Annotated in this window: 29 protein-coding genes; 10 read left to right on the top strand and 19 right to left on the bottom strand. The window is 69.5% G+C overall.

Annotated elements, in window-relative coordinates:
• The first annotated feature begins 21 nt into the window (after positions 1 to 21).
• Positions 22 to 147, top strand: a complete 126-nt coding sequence (locus ACPPVO_RS21600) for a hypothetical protein (RefSeq protein WP_426513011.1) — start codon at positions 22 to 24, stop codon at positions 145 to 147.
• Here the strand turns inward: ACPPVO_RS21600 and ACPPVO_RS21595 are convergent.
• The 10 genes from ACPPVO_RS21595 to ACPPVO_RS21550 all read right to left on the bottom strand — a co-directional run bounded on the left by ACPPVO_RS21595 (position 128) and on the right by ACPPVO_RS21550 (position 8,454).
• The gene (locus ACPPVO_RS21595; protein ID WP_426513010.1) at positions 128 to 1,630 is read right to left on the bottom strand and encodes a hypothetical protein; all 1,503 of its coding nucleotides are present in this window, start codon (positions 1,628 to 1,630) and stop codon (positions 128 to 130) included. The genes ACPPVO_RS21600 and ACPPVO_RS21595 overlap by 20 nt on opposite strands.
• Complete coding sequence (locus tag ACPPVO_RS21590) at positions 1,630 to 1,929, bottom strand: TnsA-like heteromeric transposase endonuclease subunit (RefSeq protein ID WP_426513009.1); 300 nt, start codon at positions 1,927 to 1,929, stop codon at positions 1,630 to 1,632. Before ACPPVO_RS21590 ends, ACPPVO_RS21595 begins: the two co-directional genes overlap by 1 nt.
• Before the next feature lie 143 nt (positions 1,930 to 2,072).
• Positions 2,073 to 2,393: a TnsA-like heteromeric transposase endonuclease subunit gene (locus tag ACPPVO_RS21585; protein WP_426514668.1), complete on the bottom strand. Its 321-nt coding sequence runs from the start codon at positions 2,391 to 2,393 to the stop codon at positions 2,073 to 2,075.
• 306 nt (positions 2,394 to 2,699) lie between these two features.
• A complete protein-coding gene (locus ACPPVO_RS21580) occupies positions 2,700 to 3,074 on the bottom strand; it encodes a hypothetical protein (RefSeq protein ID WP_426513008.1) in 375 nt (124 codons plus the stop codon).
• 17 nt (positions 3,075 to 3,091) lie between these two features.
• The gene (locus ACPPVO_RS21575; RefSeq protein ID WP_426513007.1) at positions 3,092 to 3,784 is read right to left on the bottom strand and encodes an FHA domain-containing protein; all 693 of its coding nucleotides are present in this window, start codon (positions 3,782 to 3,784) and stop codon (positions 3,092 to 3,094) included.
• 614 nt (positions 3,785 to 4,398) lie between these two features.
• Entirely contained in the window at positions 4,399 to 4,926 is a 528-nt protein-coding gene (locus tag ACPPVO_RS21570) for a hypothetical protein (protein WP_426513006.1), read from the bottom strand.
• Positions 4,927 to 5,252: 326 nt separating this feature from the next.
• Positions 5,253 to 5,447 (bottom strand): hypothetical protein, encoded by a 195-nt coding sequence (locus ACPPVO_RS21565; RefSeq protein WP_426513005.1) that lies wholly within the window; start codon positions 5,445 to 5,447, stop codon positions 5,253 to 5,255.
• A gap of 91 nt (positions 5,448 to 5,538) precedes the next feature.
• Positions 5,539 to 5,751: a hypothetical protein gene (locus ACPPVO_RS21560; RefSeq protein ID WP_426513004.1), complete on the bottom strand. Its 213-nt coding sequence runs from the start codon at positions 5,749 to 5,751 to the stop codon at positions 5,539 to 5,541.
• Positions 5,752 to 6,182: 431 nt separating this feature from the next.
• Complete coding sequence (locus ACPPVO_RS21555; protein ID WP_426513003.1) at positions 6,183 to 6,719, bottom strand: hypothetical protein; 537 nt, start codon at positions 6,717 to 6,719, stop codon at positions 6,183 to 6,185.
• Between the two features lie 871 nt (positions 6,720 to 7,590).
• Entirely contained in the window at positions 7,591 to 8,454 is an 864-nt protein-coding gene (locus ACPPVO_RS21550; protein WP_426513002.1) for a hypothetical protein, read from the bottom strand.
• Between the two features lie 1,161 nt (positions 8,455 to 9,615).
• Here ACPPVO_RS21550 and ACPPVO_RS21545 point away from each other — a divergent pair.
• Positions 9,616 to 11,820 (top strand): Hsp70 family protein, encoded by a 2,205-nt coding sequence (locus tag ACPPVO_RS21545; protein ID WP_426513001.1) that lies wholly within the window; start codon positions 9,616 to 9,618, stop codon positions 11,818 to 11,820.
• Positions 11,821 to 12,421: 601 nt separating this feature from the next.
• On the opposite strand, the gene ACPPVO_RS21540 is transcribed toward ACPPVO_RS21545, so the two are convergent.
• Positions 12,422 to 13,468, bottom strand: coding sequence for an NAD-dependent epimerase/dehydratase family protein (locus tag ACPPVO_RS21540; RefSeq protein WP_426513000.1), 1,047 nt, complete (start codon positions 13,466 to 13,468; stop codon positions 12,422 to 12,424).
• 158 nt (positions 13,469 to 13,626) lie between these two features.
• On the opposite strand from ACPPVO_RS21540, the gene ACPPVO_RS21535 reads away from it, so the two are divergent.
• From ACPPVO_RS21535 to ACPPVO_RS21525, 3 genes are all read left to right on the top strand, one after another.
• The gene (locus ACPPVO_RS21535) at positions 13,627 to 14,280 is read left to right on the top strand and encodes a glycosyltransferase family 2 protein (RefSeq protein ID WP_426512999.1); all 654 of its coding nucleotides are present in this window, start codon (positions 13,627 to 13,629) and stop codon (positions 14,278 to 14,280) included.
• Complete coding sequence (locus ACPPVO_RS21530) at positions 14,277 to 14,945, top strand: TIGR04282 family arsenosugar biosynthesis glycosyltransferase (protein WP_426512998.1); 669 nt, start codon at positions 14,277 to 14,279, stop codon at positions 14,943 to 14,945. The genes ACPPVO_RS21535 and ACPPVO_RS21530 overlap by 4 nt, the downstream gene beginning before the upstream one ends.
• A 134-nt stretch (positions 14,946 to 15,079) precedes the next feature.
• Positions 15,080 to 16,417 carry a glycosyltransferase 87 family protein gene (locus ACPPVO_RS21525; protein WP_426512997.1) on the top strand — a complete coding sequence of 446 codons (1,338 nt, stop codon included), beginning with the start codon at positions 15,080 to 15,082 and terminating at the stop codon, positions 16,415 to 16,417.
• Between the two features lie 30 nt (positions 16,418 to 16,447).
• On the opposite strand, the gene ACPPVO_RS21520 is transcribed toward ACPPVO_RS21525, so the two are convergent.
• The gene (locus tag ACPPVO_RS21520; RefSeq protein WP_426514667.1) at positions 16,448 to 16,546 is read right to left on the bottom strand and encodes a hypothetical protein; all 99 of its coding nucleotides are present in this window, start codon (positions 16,544 to 16,546) and stop codon (positions 16,448 to 16,450) included.
• A 306-nt stretch (positions 16,547 to 16,852) separates the two neighbouring features.
• On the opposite strand from ACPPVO_RS21520, the gene ACPPVO_RS21515 reads away from it, so the two are divergent.
• A complete protein-coding gene (locus ACPPVO_RS21515) occupies positions 16,853 to 18,040 on the top strand; it encodes a molybdopterin-dependent oxidoreductase (protein ID WP_426512996.1) in 1,188 nt (395 codons plus the stop codon).
• Complete coding sequence (locus tag ACPPVO_RS21510; RefSeq protein ID WP_426512995.1) at positions 18,037 to 18,516, top strand: hypothetical protein; 480 nt, start codon at positions 18,037 to 18,039, stop codon at positions 18,514 to 18,516. Before ACPPVO_RS21515 ends, ACPPVO_RS21510 begins: the two co-directional genes overlap by 4 nt.
• A gap of 140 nt (positions 18,517 to 18,656) precedes the next feature.
• On the opposite strand, the gene ACPPVO_RS21505 is transcribed toward ACPPVO_RS21510, so the two are convergent.
• Both ACPPVO_RS21505 and ACPPVO_RS21500 read right to left on the bottom strand, forming a co-directional pair.
• Positions 18,657 to 18,911, bottom strand: coding sequence for a hypothetical protein (locus ACPPVO_RS21505; protein WP_426512994.1), 255 nt, complete (start codon positions 18,909 to 18,911; stop codon positions 18,657 to 18,659).
• A gap of 866 nt (positions 18,912 to 19,777) precedes the next feature.
• On the bottom strand, positions 19,778 to 20,848 hold the full coding sequence (locus tag ACPPVO_RS21500) for a cellulose binding domain-containing protein (protein WP_426512993.1): 1,071 nt from the start codon (positions 20,846 to 20,848) through the stop codon (positions 19,778 to 19,780).
• A gap of 307 nt (positions 20,849 to 21,155) precedes the next feature.
• Here ACPPVO_RS21500 and ACPPVO_RS21495 point away from each other — a divergent pair, with 307 nt between their 5' ends.
• Positions 21,156 to 21,563 (top strand): NUDIX hydrolase, encoded by a 408-nt coding sequence (locus tag ACPPVO_RS21495; RefSeq protein ID WP_426512992.1) that lies wholly within the window; start codon positions 21,156 to 21,158, stop codon positions 21,561 to 21,563.
• A gap of 18 nt (positions 21,564 to 21,581) precedes the next feature.
• On the opposite strand, the gene ACPPVO_RS21490 is transcribed toward ACPPVO_RS21495, so the two are convergent.
• Complete coding sequence (locus tag ACPPVO_RS21490; RefSeq protein ID WP_426512991.1) at positions 21,582 to 21,959, bottom strand: hypothetical protein; 378 nt, start codon at positions 21,957 to 21,959, stop codon at positions 21,582 to 21,584.
• A gap of 112 nt (positions 21,960 to 22,071) precedes the next feature.
• Between ACPPVO_RS21490 and ACPPVO_RS21485 the strand changes: the two genes are divergently transcribed.
• Positions 22,072 to 22,716, top strand: a complete 645-nt coding sequence (locus tag ACPPVO_RS21485) for an NUDIX domain-containing protein (RefSeq protein ID WP_426512990.1) — start codon at positions 22,072 to 22,074, stop codon at positions 22,714 to 22,716.
• 84 nt (positions 22,717 to 22,800) lie between these two features.
• Here ACPPVO_RS21485 and ACPPVO_RS21480 read toward each other — a convergent pair whose 3' ends face one another.
• The 4 genes from ACPPVO_RS21480 to ACPPVO_RS21465 all read right to left on the bottom strand — a co-directional run bounded on the left by ACPPVO_RS21480 (position 22,801) and on the right by ACPPVO_RS21465 (position 25,475).
• Positions 22,801 to 24,051 carry an FAD-dependent oxidoreductase gene (locus tag ACPPVO_RS21480; protein WP_426512989.1) on the bottom strand — a complete coding sequence of 417 codons (1,251 nt, stop codon included), beginning with the start codon at positions 24,049 to 24,051 and terminating at the stop codon, positions 22,801 to 22,803.
• Positions 24,052 to 24,159: 108 nt separating this feature from the next.
• Entirely contained in the window at positions 24,160 to 24,327 is a 168-nt protein-coding gene (locus ACPPVO_RS21475; protein ID WP_426512988.1) for a hypothetical protein, read from the bottom strand.
• A gap of 4 nt (positions 24,328 to 24,331) precedes the next feature.
• Complete coding sequence (locus ACPPVO_RS21470) at positions 24,332 to 24,487, bottom strand: hypothetical protein (protein WP_426512987.1); 156 nt, start codon at positions 24,485 to 24,487, stop codon at positions 24,332 to 24,334.
• Between the two features lie 200 nt (positions 24,488 to 24,687).
• A protein-coding gene (locus tag ACPPVO_RS21465) for an IS5 family transposase (protein WP_426514666.1) occupies positions 24,688 to 25,475 on the bottom strand; the annotation gives its coding sequence in 2 pieces (ribosomal slippage) (positions 24,688 to 25,142 and positions 25,142 to 25,475; 789 coding nt in all).
• Positions 25,476 to 26,021: 546 nt separating this feature from the next.
• Between ACPPVO_RS21465 and ACPPVO_RS21460 the strand changes: the two genes are divergently transcribed.
• Entirely contained in the window at positions 26,022 to 26,459 is a 438-nt protein-coding gene (locus ACPPVO_RS21460) for a hypothetical protein (protein ID WP_426512986.1), read from the top strand.
• The last annotated feature ends 55 nt before the right edge of the window (positions 26,460 to 26,514 follow it).

Here is a 26,514-nt window from a genome sequence, read left to right as displayed (position 1 = left end):
GACGGCTGTCTGAGCGAGGGCATGGTCGCGGAGCTGACCAGGTGCATCCGCACCAACATGGACTGCGCGGACATCTGCGCGACCATGGTGCGGGTGCTGTCACGGCACACCGGGTACGACGCCAACATCAGCCGCACGCTGCTGTAGGCGTGCCAGGATCTCCTGGCAAGCATGAGCCGCTGACACCGCCCACCGGCGGGCCCGCGGTGGTCGCTCGGACCACCGCGGGCGGGAAGTACGGATCGCGCAGCGCATCGTGCGGGCGAGCCTGCCAGAGCAGCAGCCATTCATCCAACAGATCTTGCAGATCCCGCACCGTCCACGCAGCCTGCGCGTCCACCCGATCCCCGCGAAGCTGCGTGTTCGAGCCGGTGTAGGCCGCCACGTGCTGACAGAACAGGGTATTGATGGCATCAAATGTCGCCTCGACGATGCCCTTGTCCGTCGGAGTTCCTGGCCGACAGTTCTGCACCGAGACACCCAACCGGGCGCAGGCCCGGGTGAACGTGTCGGACACGAACACCTGCCCGCCGTCGATCACGATTGTGTCCGGCACAATCACCGGCTTCGCCGCCGCCGACTCCATCCGTGCGTCCACGTCCAGCAGCCGGGCGTGCGGCAGCCGCGACACGGACATCCGCAAGGCCGACGACCAGCCCGGCCGCATCGGCTCCGGCACCAGCATCCGGGCCAGCAGCAACGCCGCGTCCACAGCCTTCGTGCCCACCGGGCGCAGCACCGCCGCGCAGATCGTCCTGGTCGCCACATCGACCGCGATCGTCAGGTCCGCACGCACCGGCATCCCGGAATCCAACAGCACCATCACGTCGATCGGGGTCGAATCAATCTGCACCTGCTCACCCGGCCGAGCGGCGAACGTCACCGTGAACGGACCATCCGGCCGGTTCGCCGTCTGCCGGCGGGTCACCGCCGAGGAGAACGTGTGCCGCCCGGTCGACAGGGCGTCGACCAGCTTGTAGAACGCCGAACGACCAGGGACCGGCACCACACCCGGCCCATAGGCATCCTCCACCGCCTTGACCACCCGGCGGATCAACCGGCCCCGGGTACCCGTCGACGCATGCGTCTCCGCCTCGATCACCTGCCGGGCCACCGCCACCAGCCGCGAATCCGCCCGCCCGGTGGCCTCCCGCGCCCGCACCGCCCGTCGGTCCACCAACCCCCACAAGCCCTGCTGCGCGTACCGGGCACGCATCCGCTCCACCGTCCGAGCGCTCACCCCCAGCTCGCCGGCCTTGACCTCGGTGCGCTGCGCCACGGTGAACACTGCCGGGTCGTGCCCCGGCCGCGGCGTGGCACCCGGTCCAGCGCCCGGCGCCAGGCCGGTCTCCACCTCTACCACATGCCGTTCCCAGCCCTGCGCCTCCGCGAGGACATCCTCCGGCAGACCGTCCAACAACCCGAATGGCTCCAGCTGCGGCACCGACGTCCCGTCAACCACGGCGAAGTCCGCCGCACCCATCAGATACGAGGCCAGCACCACCTGCTCCGCGCCATCCACCGACCGCAGCCGCACCGACGTACCCGCCATGGCCAGCACCTGGTGCTCGCCGCCGTCGAAGCTCACCCAGTCGCCCGGACGCAGCACCGCCCGCGCCTGCCCGCCCATCAGACCGCCACCAGACCGGCGACAGCGGTGGTAACGCTCGAGCATGGATGCAGAGGCACCGACAGATCGGCGGTCAGGTCGTGGCGCCACAGCAGGTGGAACAGCACCGGCAACACCGCTATCGGGTCACCCACCGCCTCGGCGCCGGCCAGCAGCGGCACCGGCTCGGCGAACGCTGCCCGAAACGCCACCGCCAACCCCGGCAGCTCATGGCGCGGATGCCGGTACCCGGAAAGCCAACGCAGGTTCGCCGTCACGATCGGGTCCGGCGCGCCGACCAGCCGGTACTCCCAGCCCACGAACTCGCAGGCGCGCCGCGTCGCGTCGAACGCGGCCAGGTCCCGCGCCGGCGACGCTCCGCCGGCCGGCAGTCGACGACCACCGCCGAGCCATCCGCCCGGCGGGCGAAGTAGTCCGGCGCATGCGAACGAACCCGCCCTTCCTACCCGGTCCAGGACAGCCAGAACGGCTGCGAGGCGATCCCCACCACGGACGGGTCGAAATCCAACGCCATCACATGATCGCGTTCCAGCCACGACTCGTAGCCGACATGCCCGACATCGGTAGCCGACCACCAACGCCCCGAAAGATGCCGCTGACCCTTCCGCGGCATGAACCGCCGCACCGGCGCCATCGCCTCGAACCGCACCGCCCAGACGTCCGCCAACGGCAGCCGGTACTGCGTACCGTCCCCACCGACATAGCCGACCTCGAAGCCATCCACCGACCCCTCGCCGACCACATCCTGCACACCCGGCAGCATCGTCACACCAAGCATTCTCGACGCAACGAACTTCATCAGCTGTCCGGTCTCATTTGAGTTGGCGAGTGATCAAGGCGTGAGCTGCGGCAGGACAGTTTGATTGAGACACCAGGGTCCGGGCTGTCTCACTGAACGTGGGCGGCGACGGCCGAAAGTGTCGAGTTGTCTCAATGAACTTGGCGTTCGCGACCGGTTTGCCTGTTCGGGCGGTGTGATGCGCGATTTCGTACTGTCCCTTGACAAGCCTGTTCGCGCGTCGGCGAACGGTGCGGAAGCCGGCGGCCCACAGCGAAAGAGGACGGGTCGTCAAGCAGACAGGATGCGCAGCAGTGGCGCTCCCGCCTCACCGAGCCACCGCGCGATGGCGATGAGCGGACCGGTCAGTGCGGCGCCGGCCGTCGCCAGTGCGCCGGTGCTCGACAGCACACCGGTGAGCCGCTCCAGCCGGCCCGCCACCCGGGCGCGTTCGGGCTGTTGGGCGCCTAGTTCCCGTTCGACCTCCAGCGCCTCGACGCGAACCGGGCCCGGCAGTTCCAGACGCTCAATCACGGCCCGTAAATCCCGCGCGGCGGACCTCGCCTCCGCGACCGACGCAATGCCGTGCTGACCACCGGAGACGTATTGATCGCCAGCGACGTTGTTGACCACTCCGCCAGTCTGATTGCCTATGTTGAAGACCATTGCTCCTCCGTCGAAGGTCACCGGTCGAGGAACGGCGCCAGCGGATACCGCTGGTCGATCTGCTTGCGCTTGCGGCCCACCAGACCGCCGACGACCATCGCGAAGATGCATACCGCGAAGCCAAGGAGCGCCACGCCCATGGCTATCGCGAACAACGGCACACCGGCCACCACGATCGGTTCACTGTCGTTGGTGACCGATAGGGCCACGACGGACCCGATGAAGCCGATCACGCCGAACCCCGCCAGAGCGAATCCAAGAAGGAACAGCACGCTGACGAAGCGGTTCATCGGTTCCAGCCGCCGGTAGGCGTCCTCGCGGTCGACGACGATCTGCTGGAAGTACTGGTTTCCCCCGACGTTGTTGATCGCGCCGTCTACGATCTGGCCGGCGATGTCGAAACGGGGCGCCGCGGGAGCCTCGGCGGAATACTGCAGTTCGATGTTGGCCAGGCGAACGAGGTCGCCGTGGCGCAGCGGATGACGGCCGGAGACGCGCCGATCGTTGACCCAAGTCCCCGACGCGGAGCGCAAGTCCTCGATTTCGTCGACGTCGGCGGCCGGCCGGATCACGGCATGGTGCCGGCTCACCTGCGGATCCGGCAGCGACCAATCGGCGTCCGGCGACCGGCCGAGCACCACAGGAGCGCGGCGAATCTCACGCACCTGTCCGGCGAGCGACGAAGGTGAACGAATCTGCAACCATGACATCCCGCCATCACCTCCGCCCATAGCGTGACGAGCGAGCGCTCATGAGTGTGCTGACCAGAAACATCGCAGTCAATCAACGAGTCGGATGGCGGACCGCCGACCGTTGCGCATCTCACCGCCCTCAGCTGAAAAGGCGACAAAGTCCTGATAATGACGGCGGCCGAACGATCGAGGCATCCATGCCAGGTTCAATGGGACCCAGCACCGAATCGAGCCGGCTACGGCGAGGCAGAGGCCACATCAATTGATCCACTGAGAATCGCAAGGTTGCCTGAGACGCTCTTCCCTTCATAGGGGTACAAAACGGGCCGCGAGTGCCACGCTGTACGGGAATCTGCGCCGAAGGCTGCGCGTCTGCTTGAGAATCCGCCAACCTCGCCGAGACCGGACATCAGCGCGCGTGACACGCCAACTAAACGTGGACACCGACAAGTCACCCGACATGATCACATGGACAGCGACAAGTTCATGCGGAAAGGACAATTGTCGCGTACAGGTCAAGGTGGCGGACGCCAAGCACGCGACGTGCAGCTCGCCAAGTAGATCTGGACAGTTGAGCCGCGGATCATCCAGCCTTACATGGCGGATTCCGTGTACGTCGACGGCGGCCCGCTCTACGGCCGGCGATCGGCCAGCCGACGTGCGTCGCGTAGTCCCGTCAGATCCGCACGTGCGACCTCCGGAAGATCCTCTCGGATCAGCTTGCTGTAGGCACGCCGTGCCTGCTTCGCTCCGTCATCGACGTGATTCTCGAAACGAATCTGGTGCACGTAAGTCCGCCTCACCTCGTATTCCACTGGTGCGTAGGTCTCGGTGAGCCACCGGTACAGGCGTGGCGACGACAGCAGCAGAAGCCGCCGGTAGGCCTGGTCTCGTTGGAGCACACGCCGGTCCATCTCGTTGATCCGATCGCTGTCGTTCTGCGTCCAGCCAAGCTCTCCGACGAGAACCAAAAAGTCGTGCCAGGCGTGTGTGGCGAGGAGGAACGCCTCGATGCTTGCCAGCTGTCGCTCCTGCGCCTTCTCTCGCAGCGCTGCATGCGCACGGAACCGCTCAACCGAGTACGTCCCTGCGGAGGCCAACAACGCGCCGAGGAGGCCGGCGCTCGCCGCGATCACCGCAGCGACGGTTGCGCTGGACATGGCGCTCCTTCCATGAGAATCCCGGCATAGGCAGGACAGCGTAGCCACAGTCCACCGGGACCCAACATCGACGCATGACACGCCAACTAAATCTGGACGCCGCCAGCTCATCCGCCAACTTGACTTGGACGCCGCCACTTTGGCCTGGACACGACAGTAGCGCTGTCCGATCCAGTCGAACCTTGCGGACGCCGACGCGCTGACCAGCGACTCGCAGGGTAGACCTGACCAACGCGCCGCGTGATCTGGTCAGACTTACCCTGCGGATTCCGTCGATCTTGGCTCGGTCATGGTTGGGTGGCGCTGGCTGAGCTGCGTCCGTCGGCCTATGTGGCTTCGAGTAGCGCCAGGATGTGGGGTCGATGGTGGTACCGGGCCGCGCCGGCGGCGGTGCTGTGCCATACCGGCTCGGTGATGCTCAGATCGGGGCTCTCGGCGAGCAGGAGTTCGACAACAGCGCGGCGGCCGAGCCCGGCGCTGTAGATGAGCGCGTATTCGATCAGATGGTCGGGGTCGAGCATGGGCCCGCGCGCTCCGATGCGCGTAGCGCTGCGGGGCCGACCGTGGCTGAGTCGGTCGCCGTCGCGCAGGTAGGTTCTGACCCTCGGTAGATCACCCGCTGCGGCGGCGAACACGAGGTTGTCCAGCCGGGCGCTGCAGCGAATGCCGCCCCATCGCGGTGAGGCGTCCGCCGCGGGCATGCAGGTCCCGAAGCCGCTCCAACGCCTGCTGATCCCCGGCCCGCCACGCCGCCAGCAGCGATTTGGCCTGCTTCTTCAGATTGGTGAGGTTCGGATGGTCCGGCAAAGGCCGCATGACCGACATGACGGTCTCCTTCCGTTGGCTGCCTGCGCCCGTCGACATCAGGCCGAAAGAAGACTGAGAACCGTTGGATTTCTCGCGGGTGGGCTTCGCCCTGTCCACGGGCTGGCGGCGCCCCGCAACGCACCAAGCCAGCGTAGCAACGGCGACCCTCCTCGCCGCCCACTCGCAGGATCATTCTGACGCTCGCAAGATCACTCGCAGCCTTGGTCCGACGCTCCCAGGCTGTCGCGCTACGGGGACAAATGGTGTCCAGTACGGCTTGACTTGGCACGGGCGCGGCACGCTGAGCTGTGACGGGACAAGTATGTCTGGACGCAATGCCAGCGAAGGGTCCGGATCTACTTGGCACTTTCTTCGGATTCCGGTCGGGGCAGCAGCGGCTGGCGGCCATCGGGGTCTTAGCTACTGATCTACTGGGCCTGGCCGGCGCGTCAGCTGCTACCAGGGCCGATCGCCTCCGACGGCTTCGTATTTGGCGTCCTTCGCCAGGCCCGAGGCAGTGTGAGTGCCCTTTTGGCCTCGTTGATGAAGTCTTGGCGGAGCATCCACAGCTTGTTTCGCATATAAGCGTCCTGTTCGACGGCAACCGCGTGGTCTTCGTCGAGCAACTTCACGTACTCCGCATTCGCTTCTCGAAGAATTTGGGCTGCGTCGAGTATCTCGGGTGTCGACAGCAGGCGCAGCCGCGACTGCATCGTCCGCATCTGGCTCTTGGCAGCCTGTGCATCAATCCGACACTGAGCGTCAGGAGCGGGCGGCCAGGCATTGGGCTTGCCGTCGCGGATGCCGTACTTGACAGCGTCCTTGCCCTCGAAACTGGCATCCACGAAAGTGACCATGACCTCGACCAGCGCTTCACGCGCCCACTTGGTGTGATCGCGGCGACCCGTGATGTACAGGTTGACGGCGGTAAGTATCGCCGCAATCGAGGCAGCGATGGCGGAGATGACGGCAGCTCCCGTACCCATGGTCCGAGTATGGCTGCCATCAACTCTTGCAGCACAGTTGCGCCCGGTCGTGACCTGCAAGGTAAGTCTGAACGGTGTAAGTCATGTGCAATCTAAGTGCGGACGGTGCAATCTCGGTCCGTACAGGACAAATGGTGTCCGTTCCAATCTACGACTGCGAGGGTCGGCGTCTCGACGTGCGGCTCGCAGAGTGGATCTGGCCGATGGCGCGCGAAGTTGTCAGACTTATGTTTCGGATTCGATGGATCTTGGATGTTCGCCACTGGGGATAGTGTGCCGATCGGGGATACTGGTGCGGGTGCCGTATGACCCCACCATCTTCTTCGGCTCTGCTGTCCACTATCGCTAGGTCGCCCCACGTACTCGCCGGAGCTCGAGGCCCTCCTGACGCGGTAGATAGGTCTGGACGGGAGCGGTCGGCTTCTGGATGTCGGCCGCGGCGCAGGCGTGCTTGCCGTCCGCCTTGCTCGCCTTTCGACCAGGTGGTCGGTCTGGACGGGACGCGGAGATGCGTGTCGACGATCTGGGTCACGGTGTACGTCGGGACGGAGGGCTGCCGCGCGGCCGAGGAAAGACTGTGCGAACATCCGGTGGGTCCAAGGTCTGGCCGAGGATCTGCTCGCGGTCGCGCCGGGGGCCGTACCGGCTGGCGACATTCGGCCAGGCCTTTCCGCTGGACCGACGAACGCCTGGCGGCGGAGACCGTCGACGACATGCTGGAGCCCGGGATGCGCTGGCGCTCGTCGTGCACACAGATGACCGAGCGTCCCCAGCAACCAAGCCCAGGGGGTGCCTGCGATTCCTCACGAAGACGAGCAGGCCCTGCCGTCCGGTGTTCCTGGCCGAGCGTATCCGCGCCCCGACGCCCGGCCTACGTCTGGAGCTGGGGTGCGGGCGCCTCGGCGGTTCGGCGCAGCGGTCCGTTGCGGAACGGGAAGTCGTGCGGATATTTGGCCCTGAGGATGAACCACGACACCACGCTCAACGCCAGGATGCTGGCCGTCCCGCCCCACTCGGTGACGGTCTTGACGACCTCGGAGACCCCTTGCAGGCCGTCGTCGCCCTGTGCCCCCATGATCGCGCTGGCTGACGCCGCGATGACCGGCGCGGCGAAGACAGCGAGCAGCGGGTGCCCATCGTCGGCCCGGAAGAGCCCCGTGGCGCACAGGTACAGCGTCTTCACCAACCACACCAGCACGATGACGGCGACGGCAAGCGTGAACAGGTACGCGCCGATTTTCGCGACCACGCTGAGCTTCGAGACCTGCGCCGCGAGAGCGCTGACGCCCGCGAGCGTTGGCGGCAGGGCCGCGAGCAGGCCGAAGAATGCCCCGGCGGTGATCACAGGCCACCGCAGCTGGTAGAGCGTCGCCTTCCGCGCCCCGGACCGCGCCCATGCAACCAGCCCGAGCGACACGAGCGGGATCAGGAACGCGGTCACGACGATCGTCACAATGACCCCGACGAACCAGCGCGCCTCGGGATTGTCCAATTGGAGGTTGTACGTGCGCTGCCCGGTCGCATCCGTCGTGGGCGTCCCGAGGTGGCTGAGCCCGTCGTAGTACACAATCATTCCGGCGACGATGAGGGTCCCGATCACCGATCGGATCCTATTCAGGACGTCGATCGCACCGACCCGTTCCCCGAGAAAGCTGCCGCGCGGCTCGAACAGGAAGTTGGGGATGCGGAAAATGCTGAACGAACCGCCCTTGCCGCGAATACTTCCTGGTCGCATCGGTGGCCCCGCACACTTGTCGGTTTCGGTAAGAGCTGCCGGCTCATTGTCATGACAGCCAGCGACACGCGGCAATCGGTCGTACAGCGGTTCCATTCCGGGTTTCGGGCGGCGTACCGGTCGTGACTCAACTGCTCGGCAGCGCCGGGCTGCCGTCCACCACGGATTTCTGAACGGCTACCCGGTGTCCAGAGGCGCGCGGAGCGGCGGCACCGTCGCGCTGCATGCTCGCCGGCAGGCCCGCGGCAGCAAAGCCAGACCTGCCCGATCCAGCTCAAGGCTGCGAATAACTTGCTGCCTGACCTGCGCCTCGCAGGGAAATCTGGTCAGCAGACCGGGATCTGGTCAGATGCACGTTGCGAACTGTCCGGTCTCAGAAATCATGTCGGATGACCATCCGGTGACCTGGCTCGCGACAAGTAGATGGAGACGAACGAGACCGTCCCGGCTCGGGCCGTCGCGTCAACAAGACGCGACGTAGCTCGATGTCCTAAGGATCATGTCATCGGTCGGCGCCCGCGAGCTGCACCTCGACAGGAACAAACGAGACTGGGCAGTCAGGATTCTCGGTAATGTTGGCGGATTCGACGGATCACCAGTGCCGGTGGAACCCCATAACCTGTCCTAATCGCAGCTCACCCGCCGGCGAAATCGTCACCGTGAGTCACCACTTGGGGCCGCATACCGGCTTATGACCGGAGCTCCGGGCACGGCGGATGCGGCAGCGCCCGACCGCAGGCCGGCGGCGCAACGCGGCGGACCGCACCCGGACGCTGCGGCGGCCCAACCATCTGACCAGTCCGTCCTCCTGGCCCGGTGTGGCACCGTGCGGCAAGCCCACAGACCGCGGCGATCGTCGCCACCTCCGTCCGCGGCTGGCAGCTGATCCGCGCGGTCGCCGCCACCTCGGCCTGTCCTATGGCGAAGCCCGGGCCCGGCTCGCCGTCAGGACCGCGACGGCGGCGAGTACGGTCGCGGCCGCGCCGTGGCGGGAGACTGATGCGCGCGTGACCGCAGCCTACGGGCGGCGCGGATCGTCGCCGACGAATAGCGCACCGGCGTCCGGTTGATCTGGGCGGCGGAAAATCCGCACACCAGTCCGGTGCCGATTAGCCTTGCGGTCGGTGCCGGACGGGTGCCGGGCCTTCGTAGAGTCGTCGCGTGGCCGCCGACGCGCACCGCCTGACGATCGATTTCGGCACCTCCACCACCGTGGCGATGATCGCCGGGCCGGACGGGCGGGCGCGGCCCCTGCTGTTCGACGCGTCGCCGCTGCTCGCCTCGGCGGTCTTCGCCGGCGCTGGCCCCGACCTGCTGACCGGCGCCGACGCCGAACGGGCCGCCGTCGCGGCGCCGGCCGCGTTCGTCGCCAGCCCGAAGCGGTGCGTCGATGACGGCACGGTCTGGCTCGGCGAGCGCGAGATCCCGGTCGTCGAACTCTTCGCGGCGGTGCTGCGACGGGTCGCGGACGAGGCGGCCCGGGCCCTCGGCGGCCCGCCGGCCGCGACGCTGCTGACCCACCCGGCCGGCTGGCACAGCGCCCGGCTCGCCGTACTCACCGACGCCGCCGCCCGGGCCGGCCTGGACCAGATCGAGCTGGTCGCGGAGCCGGTCGCCGCCGCGGCGTACTTCGCGTCCGTGCTGCGCCGCAGCCTGCCCGCCGGGCGCTGTCTCGTCGTGTACGACCTGGGTGCCGGAACGTTCGACGTGAGCGTCGTGCGGGCCCGCACCGACGGATTCGACGTGCGCGCCGCGGCCGGCCTCGACGACGTCGGCGGCCTGGACCTCGACGCCACGGTCGTCGCGCACGCCCGGGCGCACACGGCCGCCGCCGGCACCGCCTGGGGCCGGCTGGACTGGCCCGAGACCTCCGCCGACCGGCAGGCCCGCCAGGCGCTGTGGCAGGGCGCCCGGGCCGCCAAGGAGCAGCTGTCCCGGCACGCCACGGCCGCGCTGCACGTGCCGCTGGCCGACGTCGACCTGCACCTCACCCGCGCCGAGTTCGAACGGCACGCCCGGCCGCACCTGGACCGCACGGTGGCCTGCACCCGGCAGGCGCTGCGGGACGCGGGCGTCGCGCCGGAGGACGTCGCCGCCGTGCTCCTCGTCGGCGGCGCCAGCCGGACCCCGCTGGCCGCCACCCTGCTGCATCGGGCGCTCGGCATCGCGCCGACCGCCCTCGACCAGCCGGAACTCGTCGTCGCCGAGGGCGGACTGCACGCCCGGCCGGCCCCGCCGCCACTGCCTCCGCCGCCACTGCCTCCGCCGCCGCTGCCTCCGCCCCCACTGCCTCCGACACCGCTGAAGGCGCCGATGGCGGTTCGGCGGCCCCGGATCGTGCGGGCAGTCGTCATCCTGGCGGTCGCTGCGGTCGCCACGCTGATCCCGTCCGCGGGCGCGGGATCCGCCGTCGGACCGGTCGTGATCAGCAGCCAACCCCGGCTCGTGGCCTCGCTGCTCGGACACACCGGCACCGTGCAGTCCATCGCGTTCAGCCCGGACGGCAGGACCCTGGCCACGGGCGGCACCGACAACACAGCGCGCCTGTGGGACATCGCCACCGGCTCCAGCCGGGAGCTCACCGGCCACGGGTACCACGTCGAGAGCGTCGCCTTCAGCCCCGACGGCAAAATCGTGGCCACCGCCAGCTACGACAAGACCGTGCGGCTGTGGGACGTCGCCAGCGCCACGCTCATACGGACCCTGACGGGCCACACCGACTACGTCTGCTGCGCAGTGTTCAACCGCGACGGCACGATCCTCGCCACCGGCAGCGGCGACAAGACGGTCCGCCTCTGGAACGTCGCCAGCGGCGAGACCGTCGCGACGCTGCGCACCAGTTCGACCACCGGTTTGGGCAACGTCGCCATCAGCCCGGACGGCACCACGCTCGCCGCCGCCGGCTGGGACGACATCCATCTGCCGGCCGACCAGGACCCCAAGGCCGAGCTGTGGAACGTGCCGTACGGCACGTACATCGGCGAGCTCCATGACAAGGATGGCGGGGAGCCCAGCAACATCGACAGCATGGCGTTCAGCCCGGACGGCCGGACCCTCGCCATCAACGCGCAGGACCGCACGGTGCGGTTCTGGGACGTGGCCACGCGCTCGTGGACCGGCCGGCGCTGCGACGTCGAGACCGCCACCGCGACCGACATGGGCTACAGCCCGGACGGTCGGACGCTCGCCGTGGCCGTCGAGGACACCGCCCTGCTGTGCGACACGACCACCGGGCGCATCCTCGCCAAGGTCACCGGGCAATACCACTGGACGTACGCCCTGGCCTTCAGCCGCGACGGCCGGATGCTGGCCGTCGGCGGCAACCGCCCCGACCACGCCGTGCAACTGTGGCTCGTCGGCCGCTGACCGGCGCCAGAGGCGCAGCAGCACCCCCTCACCCGGCGCCAGGGCCGCAGGAGCACCGCTGATCGCCGTCAGGGGCGCAGCTGCGTCACGAAGGCGGCCGCCATCCGAATCACGCTGATCCATTGAGACTCGCCAGATTGCCTGGGACGCCTTCTACGCGTAGTTGCACATATCGGGCCCCAGCCACCGCCGAGCACGAGAATCCGTCGCGAGAACCGCCAACTGTCCGAGAATCCGCCAAGCCCAAGGAGATCGGACAAGAACTCTGATGATCTTCGCCATCGATCATGGAACTCGGGCAGCGACTCGCAGAGTATTTCTGACCTTCGCAAGATCACTCGCAACCTAGTCCGACATTCGCGACCTTCGGCGATACAGGACAAGTGTCCGTTCCAGCTGAGCCTTGCGAATCCCGACGCCCTGACCAGCAGTTCGCAAGGTAGTTCTGGCCGGCGCGGCAGGGATCTGGTCAGACTTACCTTGCGGATTCTTGCCGCGGCCAGCTGCGGGCATCGTGTTGCGCGCCAGGTAATTCGGGTGGGAGCCGGCCTCGCACAGAGCGCGGCACTGCCAGGTGCGAACCAAGACCGGTGGTCGTTGCTCAAACCCGCAGCGGCGCGTAGGCGAATTCGGCGATGCCCTCCTCGAAGCCGACCATCGCGTTGAAGCCGAGCTCCCGACGGGCCCGTTCGGGTGAGGCGACCACGTGCCGCACGTCGCCGGCCCGGAACTCGCCGGTCAGCACCGGCGGTGGACCGCCGCAGGCCGTCGCCAGCGCCGCGGCCAGCTCACCCACCGTGTGTGGCCGGCCGGAGGCGATGTTGTATGCCCGGAACCCGCCAGGCGTCCCGCTGGTGGCGTCCAGCGCGGCCGCGTTCGCCGTTGCCACGTCGCGGACGTGGACGAAGTCGCGGCGCTGCCCGCCGTCCTCGAACACTCGCGGTGCCACGCCGCGCTCCAGCGCGGAGCGGAAGATCGCCGCGACTCCGCTGTACGGGGTGTCGCGCGGCATCCGCGGCCCGTACACGTTGTGGTAGCGCAGCGCCACCGCATTCGCCCCGACGGTACCCGCCCACGCCGCGGTCAGGTGCTCCTGGGCCAGTTTGGTCGACGCGTAGACGCTGCGCGGCTCCAGCGCCGCATCCTCGTCGACCAGCCCTGGGACCAGCGGCACGGCGCAGCGCGGGCATGTCGGCTCGAAGCGGCCGGCCGCCAGGTCATCCACCGCACGCGGGGCCGGCCGGACCGCGCCGTGCACCGGGCAGGCGTACGCCCCCTCGCCGTAGACCACCATCGAGCTGGCCAGCACCAGCCGCCGCAGGCCGGCGCGGGCCAGCTCGGCCAGCAGCACCGCGGTGCCCAGGTCGTTGCAGCCGACGTACTCAGGCAGGTCAGCCATGTCCGCGCCCGTACCGACCATCGCGGCCTGGTGCACCACCACGTCGACCCCGCGCAGCGCGGCGGCCACCGCTGCGGCGTCGCGGACATCGCCACGCACCAGCGGAACATGCACATCGCGAGCCGCGTCATGCCGGTGCGCGGCCGGGTGCAGCACGTCGAACGCGACCACGTCATGCCCGGCCGCCATCAGCAGCTCCACCACGTGCGCACCGATGAACCCGGCACCGCCGGTGACCAGTACCCGCATCCGCCGATCCCTCCCCCCGGGTGGGCGGTTGCCGCGAGCAGCCGCTCACCGGGACTTTATCCGCGAAGCGTCCGTCGGTGGCCGCGTTCGGACTTCGTAGCATCTTCGGTTCGCCCAACCGTGGTTCGGCCTGCCGCAGCGCCGGGTACCGTCCGATCGTGACGGATGTAGTGCTGCCCTGTCTCAACGAGGCACCCGCGCTGCCGTGGCTGCTGTCCCACATGCCCGCCGGATACCGGCCGATCGTCGCCGACAACGGCTCCACCGACGGCTCACCCGAGGTCGCCGCCGCCCACGGCGCCACCGTCGTGCACGTGCCGCAACGCGGGTTCGGTGCGGCCGCGCACGCCGGGCTGCTGTCCGCCGCCGCCGACATCGTGTGCTTCTGCGACGCCGACGGTTCGTTCGACCCGCAACAGCTCTCGCGGGTGACCGACCCCGTCCGCGCCGGCACCGCTGACCTGGTGCTCGGCCGGCGCCGCCCGACAACCCGCCGGGCCTGGCCGGTGCACGCCCGGCTCGCCAACGCACTGCTCGCGTGGCGGCTTCGCCGCGGGATCGGCGTTGCGCTGCACGACCTCGGCCCGATGCGCGCCGCCCGCCGCGCGGACCTGCTCGCCCTGGACTTGCGCGACCGGCGTTCCGGCTACCCCCTCGAAATGGTGGTCGCGGCGGCTCGAGCCGGCTGGCGCATCCACGAGACCGACGTCGACTACGCCCCCCGCACGGCCGGAACCCGATCCAAGGTGACCGGCACCGTCCGGGGCACCGCACAGGCCATCCACGACATGGCCAAGGTCCTGGCCAAGTGAACATTCAACTCCTGCTGTTCGCCAAGGCACCGGTGCCCGGGCGGGTCAAGACCCGGCTCTGTCCACCCGCCACCGGCCGGCAGGCGGCCGCGATCGCCGCGGCCGCACTGGCCGACACCATCGACGTCCTCGACACCACGCCCGCAAGCCGCCGCACCATCGTGCTCAACGGGCGTTGCCCCGCGCCGGCCGGTTGGCATACCGTGGCCCAACGCGGCACCGGCCTCGCCCAGCGGCTGGTCCATGCCTACGCCGACACCGCCCTACCGGATACCGCCACACTCCTGCTCGGCATGGACACCCCACAGCTGACCCCAGCACTGCTGGCAACCGCCGTGCAGGCGCTCCACGACGGCGCCGACGCCGTGCTCGGACCCGCCTACGACGGCGGCTGGTGGACCCTGGGGCTGCCCAACCCGGCGTACGCTGCCGTGCTGCGCGGGGTACCGATGTCCACCCCCGACACCGGCCGGCACACTCTCGCCGCGCTGGCCGGACGGGGCCTCACGGTCACCCTGCTGCCCGCGCTCCGCGACGTCGACACGGTCGCCGACGCCTACGCCGTCGCCGCGCAGTGCCCTGACAGCCGCTTCGCCGCGGCCGTACGCGCGCACCTGCAAACCCCGGACCCGGCCGCGCCGCCGACCGGGCCCGGCCCTCGGTAACCGCCCCCCAGCCGCCCGCCGCACCCGATATGGCCATCGACAACGCGCCGCCGAACCCGCGCCCGCGGTGGCGCCGGCCAGTCGGACACGGCCTCGCCGTTGCCGGCGCTCTCGCAACCGGGGCGGCCCTCGCCGTGCTGGTAGCCCAGCCCGATGCGGTCGCGCCGGGCCTTACCGGCCCGACCCGGGCGGTCGTCTTCGTCGGCGCCGCCTGGCTGGTCTTCGCCGCCGGGGGGTGGCTGGTGCGCCGGCTCCCGGTGCGCACGGCCACGGTGCTCATCGTGCTCGGCGGTGCCGTGCTGCCGTTGGCGGCCGCCAGCGCGCCGCCCCGCAGCAGCGACGACATGTACCGCTACATCTGGGACGGCCGGGTACAGGCCGCGGGCATCGACCCCTACCGCTACGTCCCGGCCGCACCCGAGTTGACCGGCCTGCGTAACGACTTTCTGTGGCCCCGGCAGGCGAACTGGTGCGTCCCGGCTGGCGCCGTCGATCCCGACAAGGGCCGTCCGCTCGCGCCGGGCTGCACGGTGATCAATCGTCCGACCGTACACACGATCTACCCGCCGGTCGCGCAGGCGCTCTTCGCGGCCGTGCACGTCGTGTCGCCGCCGCGCAGCCGGCAGGTGCCACTGCAGCTGGTGATGGCCGGGTTCGCGCTGGCCACCACGATCCTGCTGCTGATGGGGCTGCGGGCGACGGGGGCCGACCCCCGGCTGGCGGTGTTGTGGGCGTGGTGTCCCACGGTCGCGCTGGAAGCGGGCAACAACGCCCACGTCGACGTCGTCGCCGCGTTCCTCACCGGCCTGGCCCTGCTCGTCCTCGCCCTGGGGGGCACCCGCCGCGCCAGCGCTCTCGGCGGCGTCCTGCTCGGGCTCGCCGTCGCCACCAAGCTCACCCCGCTGCTGATCACCCCCGCCGTGCTGCGCCGGCGCCCGGTTCTCGTCGTCACGGCCACGGCCGCCGCGGTAGTAGCGGTCTACCTGCCCCACCTGCTCGCCGTCGGCACCCAGGTGATCGGCTACATCCCCGGGTACCTCACCGAAGAGGGCTACGCCACCGGCTACCGGTTCCCCCTGCTGACCCTGTTCATGCCGACGACCTGGGCCGGGCCGGTCGCGGTCGCGATTCTCACCGTGGTGGCATTGCGTTCGGTTCGCACCGCCGACCCGGACCGGCCATGGCTGGCCGCTACCACCATGACCGGCACGGCACTGCTCGTCGCTGCGCCCAGCTACCCTTGGTACGCACTGCTGCTCGTCCTGCTTGTCGCCCTCGGCGGCCGGACCGAATGGCTGGCCGTCGCGGCGGCCGCCTACCTCGCCCAGTATGCCCCCAACCTGCACCTCACCACGGTGTCCGCGCAGCGGATCGGCTATTGCGCCGCGCTCGCGCTCGTGCTCGTCGCCGCGCTCCACCGACGCCGGTCGAGGACAGCGCCTTCGCCGCAGACACGCGGCGTCGATACGTGAGTACCGCGCCGGCACCCCAGCACTATGAGCTCAGATAATTCCCATGAGCTGTGGATGCAAGAAGGTGACCGTCGCGGCGACAACAGCGTCGGTGAATGCGCTGGTCCTGTCGATCGCACCGTTCGACAGGAGCCCGAAAATTCCACCGTGCTGCTTCGTGTTCCGAGCCTTGAACGGAAACCGATCAGTGTGGCCGTGATCGTCACCGACCGGCCCGGCCGCCTGCCGGTCCTCGTGCCGGGTTCAGGTTTGCCACATGGACCGGCGGGTAGCTGGCCGGCTCTGGATGGCACGTGTTCGAGAGGCAACGGTGCGGTGGCGGACGATCAGGCGAGTCCGGGCGCAGCGTCACCAGGCCGCCGGCCGGCTGGGCCACCGGGACCGCTGCGTCGCGAATTCTGGCGCAGCCCGATCCGCGGTCCCTGGCTGACGTCGGTGTTCGGCCTGGTGCTACTGGCCGGGGTCACCGTGCTGTTCGTAACGGGCCTGTTGTCCTACGCCGCCTACAACCCGGACCTGGGCAACGACACCACCCCGGACAAAGGGCTGCTGGGCTTCTACCTGTTCGACTGGCCGACGCACCCGGCCTGGCTGTACCGGCTCACCCAGGGCCTGCACGTCACGCTCGGCGTCGTGCTCATTCCGGTCCTGCTGGCCAAGCTCTGGTCGGTGATCCCGAAGCTGTTCGACTGGCCGCCCGTGCGCAGCCCCGCACAGGCCCTGGAACGGCTGTCGCTGCTGCTGCTGGTCGGCGGGGCGATCTTCGAGTTCGTCACGGGCCTGCTCAACATCCAGCTGTTCTACGTCTTCCCCGGCTCCTTCTACAGCCTGCACTTCTACGGCGCCTGGGTCTTCGTCGCTGCGTTCGCCGCCCACGTCGCCCTGAAACTCGGCACGATGACGCGGGCCTTGCGCTCGCGGCGACTCCGCGACGAGCTACGCACCGACCTGGCGCACACCCGGCCCGAGCCCGCCGACCCGGACGGCCTGGTGCCACCCGCACCGGCCGCGCCGACGATCTCGCGGCGCGGTGCGGTAGGGCTGGTCGGCGCCGGCTCCCTGCTGCTGCTCGCGGTGACGGTCGGGCAGAGCCTTGGCGGCTGGGCGCGGTACACGGCGCTGCTGGCCCCCCGCAACCGCAACCCCGGCGACGGACCCAACGGCTTCCAGATCAACAAGACGGCCGCGTCCGTCGGCATCACCGCGACCGACGTCGGCGATGCGTGGCGGCTGATCGTACGGGGCGGCGACCGTGAACTCACCCTGACCCGGGAGCAACTACTCAAGCTGCCGCAGCACACCGCCGCACTGCCGATCGCCTGCGTCGAAGGGTGGTCCACCGAGGACCAGCACTGGAGCGGGGTGCGCCTCGCCGACCTCGCCGACCTCGCCGGTCTGCCCGGCGCGGCGAACGTCCTGGTGGACTCCGTGCAGCAGACCGGGTCCTTCCGCTCCGCCGTCCTGAGCGACAACCAGATCCGCGACCCGGGGTCGATGCTCGCCCTGCGGGTCAACGGCGCGGACCTCTCGCTCGACCACGGCTATCCCGCTCGTGTGATCGTGCCGGCCAACCCCGGTGTGAACAACACCAAGTGGGTGGGCGCGCTCACCTTCCGGGCGTGACGATGGCCCGCTTCATCCGCTGGTACGGCGCGAACCCGTTGCACCTGCTCGTCCTCATCTGCGCATTCGCGGTGGCCGGCTATGCGGCCGTGCGACTGTTCGCGGTCCAGCCTATCGGCGTGGCCGTGTGGCTGGTCGGCGCGGCGATCGCGCACGACCTGATCCTGTTCCCGCTGTACGCGGTCGCCGACCGATCGGCCCGGTCGGTGTTGCACCGCCGCGCCGCCGACCTGCGCACGATCCCCTGGATCAACTACCTGCGCGTACCGACAGTGCTGTCCGGCCTACTGCTGCTGGTGTGGTTCCCGCTGATCTTCAGGATGGTGCCCGGCTTCGAAGCCGCCACCGCGCTGTCACAAGACGTCTACCTCGGCCGCTGGTTAGCGATCACTGCCGTGCTGTACGGCGGGGCAGCCCTCGCCTTCGCCCTGTCAGTACGCCGGACCCGCGCGGCCGGCGGCGAATCGCGCGTATGAAAGGCTCACCCCGGCGTGCAGGGCCGCCGGGTCAGTTGGGTACGGATGCCCGCACCAGGGCCGCCACCGACTGCCCGTCGCCGCGCACCCGGCCCACCACCTCGTACTTGACCTGGACCAAGTCCTGGCCGTCTAACTAATTAACCCGGGGAGTCGGTGGAACTTGGCGGTCCGAGCCGGCGATGGATGCGGGAGATGGCGCCGTCGAGGTCGGCCAGCGTGTCGGTGGCGCGGGCGATCGTTTTGTCCATATCATCTTTCGTAGCTCGGCTGTCGTTGCGGGTGCGTCCGAGCTCGGCGCGGAACTGGTTGAGCGTGATGCGGGTTTGCAGCAGCTCGGCTTGCAGGTTGCCCAGGGCCTCACGTTCCATCCGCTCGGCGGTGTTGGTGTGCAAGTCGCGGGCTGCGTCGAGGGCGGCTTGGGCGCAGAACCCGGTTGCCAGGTGCGCTTGAGCTTGGGCAGGGTCAGATCGATTGCCAGGCTCGCGCCGCTGTACCAGATCGTGTCCCCGGCGGCATTGTGGTCGTCGGGCAGCGCGACCGCGTAGCCGCTGGTCTCGGTCAGGTTGACGGTGCTGGTGCAGGGCCGCACGAGCAGGCCCGATGCGCGGAGGCGGTCCAGGAAGTCCCGTTCGTCGCGGGCACTGTCGGCGGCGGCGCGGACCATGCGGCGCAGTCGGTGGCGGGGCACCTCATCGCGCTGGTGGCGGGTGGCCTTGTGCAGCTCCGCGGGCGTTGGGTGGTGCTTGGCGGTGCGCCGTCCGTCGACGCGGTGCAGCCCCACCTAAGTCTGACATTCGCAACCTTCGGCGATACAGGACAGTAGCGCAATTCCGCGATGCCGAATGCTTCATCAGATGCAACTTCGCCCGTTTCTCGCCGGTGCGTACGCCGGACAGCTAGGCAGTGACCAGGAAGCAGGCGGTGATGACCTGGCGCACCAGGCCGACGAGTTCGGTCGCGGCGACCGGCCCCGCGTGCCACGGGCGGTCGTCGACGGGCGAGATCCGGGTGACCCGTAGGAGGTTCGCCTTGATCGGTAGGTCGCTGGCGGTGACGGCTGTCGGTGCGGATGCGCCACTGGGTGACCTGCGGCCGAAACGGGCCCGTATCAGCAGGCGCGACGCGTGAGCCGTCGAGCGCCGGCGGAGCCGGACTGGCCTGGCCTGATCGATGTGGTGCGTCGCCTCGATCCGACTGCCCCCTCCTCGCAGGTTGAAGGCGTGCGGGAGTCCGCCGGCCGCGGGTGGGGCGGTCGTGGTCAGGCGGTGACCGTCACGTGGATGACCCAGGTCATGATCGGTGCCGGGCACGGTGTGGGGTCATGGTTGCACGCGTAGTCGGTGTACGAGGAGACGTCGGCCTGGCCGGGTGCGGTGGCGACGTAGTGCGCGACCAGCGGCTGGTTCGTCGGGTAGCCGCCGGCGACGTCGCGCGCGGCCAGCACCCCGGCCGGGCTGACCCGGGGCGGCACGTACATGTTGGGCAGGTTCACTGCGAGCGTGTCGCCGACGTGCAGGCTGACCGCGTGGTTGTTGTCGGCGGTGGTGACGGTGACGGTCTGTCCGCCGCTGGAGAGTACCTGTACGTGGACGACCCACAGCTGCACCGGGATCGTGCACGGCGGCGAGGTGTGCAGGCAGGGGTCGTCGCTCACCGACGTGACGTCGACGGTGCCGGGCGCGGCGGCGCGGTACAGCGCGGCGAGCGGCTGGCCGGTGGGGTAGCCCCCGCTCGTCGAGACCGGCGACAGCGCCGGCCCGGTGACCGTGGTCGGGGTGAAGCGGCTCGGCAGCGACACCCCGAGCGTCTGGCCCACGAGGAGGGTGACCCTCTGCGTGCTGTCGCCGAGTGCCACCGTGACGTCGGCGCCTGACGACGACGATGAGCTGGGTGAGATCGACGTCGGCGGTGCCGCGTCGCTGGCGCAGCTCATGACCGGCGCCGGCGCCGTGCCGGTCAGCTGCATGCCGAAGGTCGTCGAGGCGGCGGGGGCGAGGCGTCCGTTGTAGGAGGCGTTGACCGCGGTGGCGGTGCCGCCCGACGTGGTGACGGTGGCGTTCCAGGCCGACAGCACCTGGCCGGTTGCCGTCCAGGTCACCGACCAGGTGGTGCTCGGCTGCGGCGAGACGTTGGTGACGGTGACGGCGACGATCTCGCCGCCGCTCGCGCCGCTGCCCCACTGGGACTGGATGGTCGCGGTCGCGGTACACCCGCCGACGGCCGCCGACGCGGTGCCGCCCATCATCGGCAGCAGCACCGGCGCCGCCAGCAGCGTGGCGGCCGCCGCCACCCCGACCGACGCGAGCCTCACCCGTCTCGACACGGACATGATCGACACCCTCCGCTCACCGCGGTACAGACCTGGCGGAGCATCTCATAGGCTTACATCAATGGCGAGACGGCCGTGGTGCGGCGCTGGCGAAACCGGGAGATCCGACGACCGGCGCGTGAAACTTACCGGCGTGTTCCGGGGCGTAGCGCCGAAAGCCATCGCCGGCGACGGACCGACGGCCGCGGACCGAACGCGACGTCGGCGAGGACGACGAGGTACCCGTGAAACAGCGGGCCGCCGGCCACCGAGGCGGTGCCTTCCGTGCTCGAAGAGACCGGCGCGAAGGTGGCGGATCCGGGCACACGTGACCTGCAGCGCCATCGTCACCGACAACGACCGGCAGGTGCTCCTCATCATCAAGAAGGCGACCGGGAAACTGCTGGCACCCGGAGGGCACATCGAACCAGGAGACCGCGACCTTCGCGCCGCGGCGCTGCGCGAACTACACGAAGAGGTGGGTGTACCCGCCACCGCCGTCGTTCCGTTACCGGGCTACGAGAATGTTCCACTCGACATCGACGTGCACACCATCGACGCGAACCCCTCGAAGGTCGAGCCAGCCCACCACCACATCGACTTCCGCTGGGGATTCCTTCTCCCCGCGACCTACGCGGTGACGCTCGAGAGAGAGGAGGTCGACGGCTACAAATGGCTACCGTTCTCGAGCACAGCCTCACTGACCGTCCGCTCCAAGCTCGCCTTGCTGCCCTGAACATCGGCCGCCCGACCATCAAGAGGACGCCATGGCCCCCACCACGGCCGGATCCACCGAAGCGACAACGCACCGGCACATGGCCGTCATACCCTGCCGCTCGGGCGCCTCACGCTTCGCCGGCAAACCGAGGAACTGGCCATCGCCGCCCAGCTGCACCCGCTCACCCCGGACGGCGGCCCACGGTTCCTGACCGTCACCCAGACGGTCGGCCCGGGCCAGCACACCGATTGCACGTTGTGGTTCCTGCTCGACGTGCACCGCGATGCCCGCCTCACCCCAGACCCGGTCGAGTTCAGCGGCTTCGGCCTGTTCCCCCGGATCACGGTGGCCAGCTGGCCCGCCGAGCGGACGGACCCGCAGATGGCGAGGGCTCTCGCCAAGCTCGACGCCCACCTCCAGGCTGCGCGCGGCGCCGGGATCCCTGATGCCGGCCGGTGACGGGCCGCGCCTGACGGCTCCACCTGCCGGACCTGAGCCGCTGGAGCATACGGCCGGCGTATACCTGGTGCCGGTCGATGTGTTGCTGCTCTACACCCGCTCCGGCGAACGCGGGACGGAGTTGCTGGTTGGGCTGCGCCGGGGCGGGTTCGTCGCCGGCGAATGGGACTCGCCCAGCGGGAAACTCGAGCCCGGCGAGCCGGCCGAGGCCGGCATGGCCCGGGAGGCGTTCGAGGAGACCGGGCTGCGGCTGCAGCCCGACGAGCTGCAGCTGGCGGCGGCGACGCATTGGCACCCGCCGGACGGCACCCCTCGGATCGGGCTGTTCTTCCACCGCACCGCCCACCCCGACCGGCACGGCCAGCCCACGGTCCGCGAGCCGGAGAAATGCCCGCAGTTGCAGTGGGCGCCGCTGGACGACCTCCCGCAGCCGGTACTGCGCTACACCGAGATCGGCGTCGAGCTGTTCCGGACCGGCCGCCGATACACCGGGCCGCTTGCCCGCGGTCTGGCCGTAGCCGCCGCGGTGACGGTGCCGGTCAGCTGGGCGCTGATCGCCGCGGACCGCGATTGCCCAGTCTGGGGGTGCTGGCGCGCGCGGAAGCGGCACTGCCGGTCCTGGTCCTCGTCGGCGTCGGGTCGCTGCTGGTGCGGTACCGGCGCAGCGTTGCGACGACCCGGCTGCAGCTGCAGTGGATCCTCGCGGCGCTGAGCGTGTGTGGGGCGGGGTCGCCTCGACCCACGAAGCATCAGAGTGCTCGGCCGACCATGATCGGGTGCGCACTCATAGCCGAGATCAGTGCACCCGATCTCCACGGCCTCCCGGCTTCGGTAGGTGATTGAAGATCCAGAGCCACAGCGGGTTCCCCCTCCGGGCGGTCTGCGTCTCCGCCTGCCGGGAGGCTTCGACCGCGGCGAAGCCGTAGTCGCGCATCCTCGCCTCGTACTCGCCGATCGCAGCGAAGACGTCGGTGCCGCCGGCGGTGAGCGCGGCGCACAGATTCACCGCGTCCAGTAACGCCGTGTTCGCGCCGGAGCCGCGGGCCGGGCTCATCGCGTGGATCGCATCGCCGAGCAGGGTGACCCGGCTTGGCGTCCACGCCGGGACGCGTTCGGAGCTGCGGACCCGGACGAAGAACGTCTCCTCGACCGCGGCTTTGGCCAGCAGCGCGCGCAGGTTGGTGTGCCAGGACTGGATCGCCGTGGACGCCACAGCGTGCAGCGCCGCGGCGCCCATCTGGGCCATCGTCGCGTCCGGCTCCGGGAATCTGTCGTGCTGCGCGGACACGCCCCACATCAGGTAGTCACTGACCGGGCTCAGCCGCACTCCCGGGGCGATCGCGGCGGCGGCGTCCGGCGGCGGCTGGCGGAACTCGACGAGCCCGGCCGCCATGCCGACGCGGCCGCCGATGATGGCTGTGAACCCGTCGCGCACGGCCGACGGGAGGAGCCGCCGTGTCTCGTCGTCGAGCGGCGTCTTGCCATAGATGATGCGCGAGCCGGTGTCCACGATCGTTGCCGCGGGCAGCATCGTGCGGCTGACCGCCGAGTTCACGCCGTCCGCGCCGACGAGCACGTCGGCGCGCTCGGTCAAACCGTCCACGAAACGCAGCGTCACACCGTGCGCGTCCTGCTCGTACCCGACGAGTTCACGGCCCTGGTGGATCCGATCGCGCAGGCCGGCGCCGAGGATCTCGCGGAGCGTGCCACGGTTGACCGACGTGCTGAGCGTCTCCGGCTTGTCCAGATCCCGGTTTGGGTCCCCCAGCGTCTCGTGCATGACGCGCAGTTGAGCGGACAGCACCGTGAACTTCCGGCTCGGCCGGCTCGCCGTCGCGAGGAACAGCCGGAACAGCTCCGGCGGCAGGCACGTGTGGAGTGCGAGGCCAGCGCGCCCATCCATGTGTAGCCGGTAGCCCTGGCTGCGGATGTCGGGCGCGGCGTCACGCTCGTAGATCTGGACGTCGACACCGGCCCGCACGAGCCCTTGAGCGAGGCACAGTCCCCCGAGGCCGGCACCGGCCACCGCCACTCGCAAACCGCTCATCAACCGTGCCATCTCCCGTCCCCGTCGACCCCGGCGTCCACCGCCAGCGACCACCGTTGTCAGCCCGTACACCGGCACCGAAGCGAAGACCAACAATAGCCACCGTCGTCACGCGTACGCTTCTGCCGCGATCCGCTCGATCTGTGCAGTCGACAAGGCTGTCCGAGGAGCGATCCGTCGACCCATCTGGCCGCCGATCGGGTGCTGCAGCGCGGCGACCATCATCACGCTTCGTGTGCCGTCCTGCGGCACTGCCGCGCTTTCGCGCCAGTGCAAGCGTTCAGCTTCCGGTCCGGCTGCGTCGTTCGCGGTAGGACGTCACGATGGTGACGGGCACGACGGCAGCCAGAGCAATGAACGCCGCCGCGAACAGGGCCACTGACGCTGGCGGCCACGATTCCAGCTCCCGGCTGGCCTTCTCGGCCTGTTCGACCATAGCGCCGATTATCATCAACCCGCCGCAGCACAGCAGTCCGGACAGGACAAGCCCTGAGCCAAGCACGATCACCCACTTGCGTGGGCCATCATGGCGGACCCTCCGACCTCTGGCGTTCACGGTGACGGCAGATCCTCGCACGATGGCGACGCCATGCCAACTCTGGTAGGGGTGGTCATTTACAAGTCCTAACAGAATGATCACTTGATGAGTCGGCGGTAGCAGATGATGGAGCAGGCGAGGCTCATGAACGCTTCGTGGATGTCGTCGCGGATCTCCCAGCGGATGCGGAGGCGGCGGAACCAGTGCAGCAGCGCGACCGTCTGCTCGACCACCCAGCGGTGAACGCCCAGCCCGGAGCCGTGCTCGACGCCGCGGCGGGCGAAGTAGGGGGTGATGCCCTGATCGCGGACCCGGTCGCGGTAGATGTCGAAGTCGTAGGCCCGGTCGGCGTACAGGCTGTCGGGGCGTCGGCGGGGCCGGCCGCGTTTGCCACGTATCGGCGGGATGGCGTCGATCAACGGCAGGAGCTGCGTGACGTCGTGGCGGTTGCCGCCGGTCAGGCTGACGGCGAGTGGGATGCCCGCGCCGTCGGTGATGACGTGGTGTTTCGAGCCGGTCTTGGCGCGGTCGACCGGGCTCGGTCCGGTTTTGGGCCGCCCTTCAGGGCCCGCACATGCGAGCCGTCGATCACCGCCTTGGACCAGTCGAGCTTGTCCGCGGCGCGTAGCTCGGCCAGCAGGAGCTCGTGCAGACGTTGCCAGACCCCGGCCTCGTGCCACTCGGCCAGCCGCCGCCAGCAGGTCATCCCAGACCCGAAGCCCAACTCCTGCGGCAGGAACTCCCACGGGATCGCCGTGTACAGCACGAACAGAATCCCGCACAGCACCTGCCGGTCCGGCACCCGTTTCCGCCCGGGGTTACGCAACCGCCGCGGGTGCCGGGGCAACAGCGGCTCGATCCGCTCCCACAACCCGTCCGGCACCATCCATGGTGGCTGCTCGCCCTTCCGCACGGTCGACACTATAGATCATCGTCCACAAAGGACGGAAGTCCCTAGATCATTCTGTTAGGACTTGTTAGCTGGCAACGGACTAATCCGCCATCGCTACCGCAGCGCACCCATCTGCCGCGGACAAAGCGCGTCCGGCCTTCCAGCGCCGTCACAGAGCGTAGGTGGGGGGCCTGGCTGCGGGCGTGAGATGCCAGCCGGGCTGATGCCCAACTCGCGAACATCCACAGCGGTGAGCTCTCGCTGGTACCCGAAACTCGGGAGCATCCGGTGCCGCACTCACCGTGCCAGCGGACACAGCATGGATGCCGCAGCCGATCTGTTCGCGGTTCCGCGCCGGGGGCGACGCATTTTCACCACGACCTGGCCGCGACCGGTACAGGCGCCAATCGCCGTACGCCTGGGCATGGTCGCGCGGACTCCGTGCGACGACGCCCTGGACTGCGACGTTGACGTTCGCGCCGCCGAAGCCCTCATTGCGTCCCTGCTCGCCATATTGCCCGCCTGACTTACCGTGGGCCCGTGAGGCGGTGGACCTGGGCGGCGGTTGCGGTTGTCCTGCTGCTCTGCGCCGGCTGCTGCGGCGTCGCTGGGCGGTACTACGGCGAGGCGGGCGAGCGGCTCGACCGGGTCGGCCGCACGACAGAGGCGGTCGTCGTGGAGCGCGGCGAGCGCGGCCGGTTCGGCCATGGCCCGGCGGTCACTTTTCTGACGTGGGCCGGGGAGCGGCCGCAGGTCCGGTGCGTTAACTGCGACCAAGGGCTCGCACCTGGCGAGCGGGTCGACATCCGCTACGACCCCGAGGACCCCTACGCCGACGTCGAGGATGCCGGGCGCCCCATGGAGCCGCGCGACGCCCAAGTCGCCTGGTCCGGCGCCGCGCTCTGCCTCGCGCTGCTGCTGCTCCTGGTCTGGCAATGGGTCAAAGCCGTCAGGGGCACACGACGGCGTACAACATGACGAGGCCGCCGCCATGCCGCCCAAGCATCACGATCATCGCTCTCGGCGCCGTGCA

The organism is Dactylosporangium sp. McL0621 (assembly GCF_049995355.1).
Classification (GTDB): domain Bacteria; phylum Actinomycetota; class Actinomycetes; order Mycobacteriales; family Micromonosporaceae; genus Dactylosporangium.
This window is presented reverse-complemented; position numbering and strand designations above follow the sequence as displayed.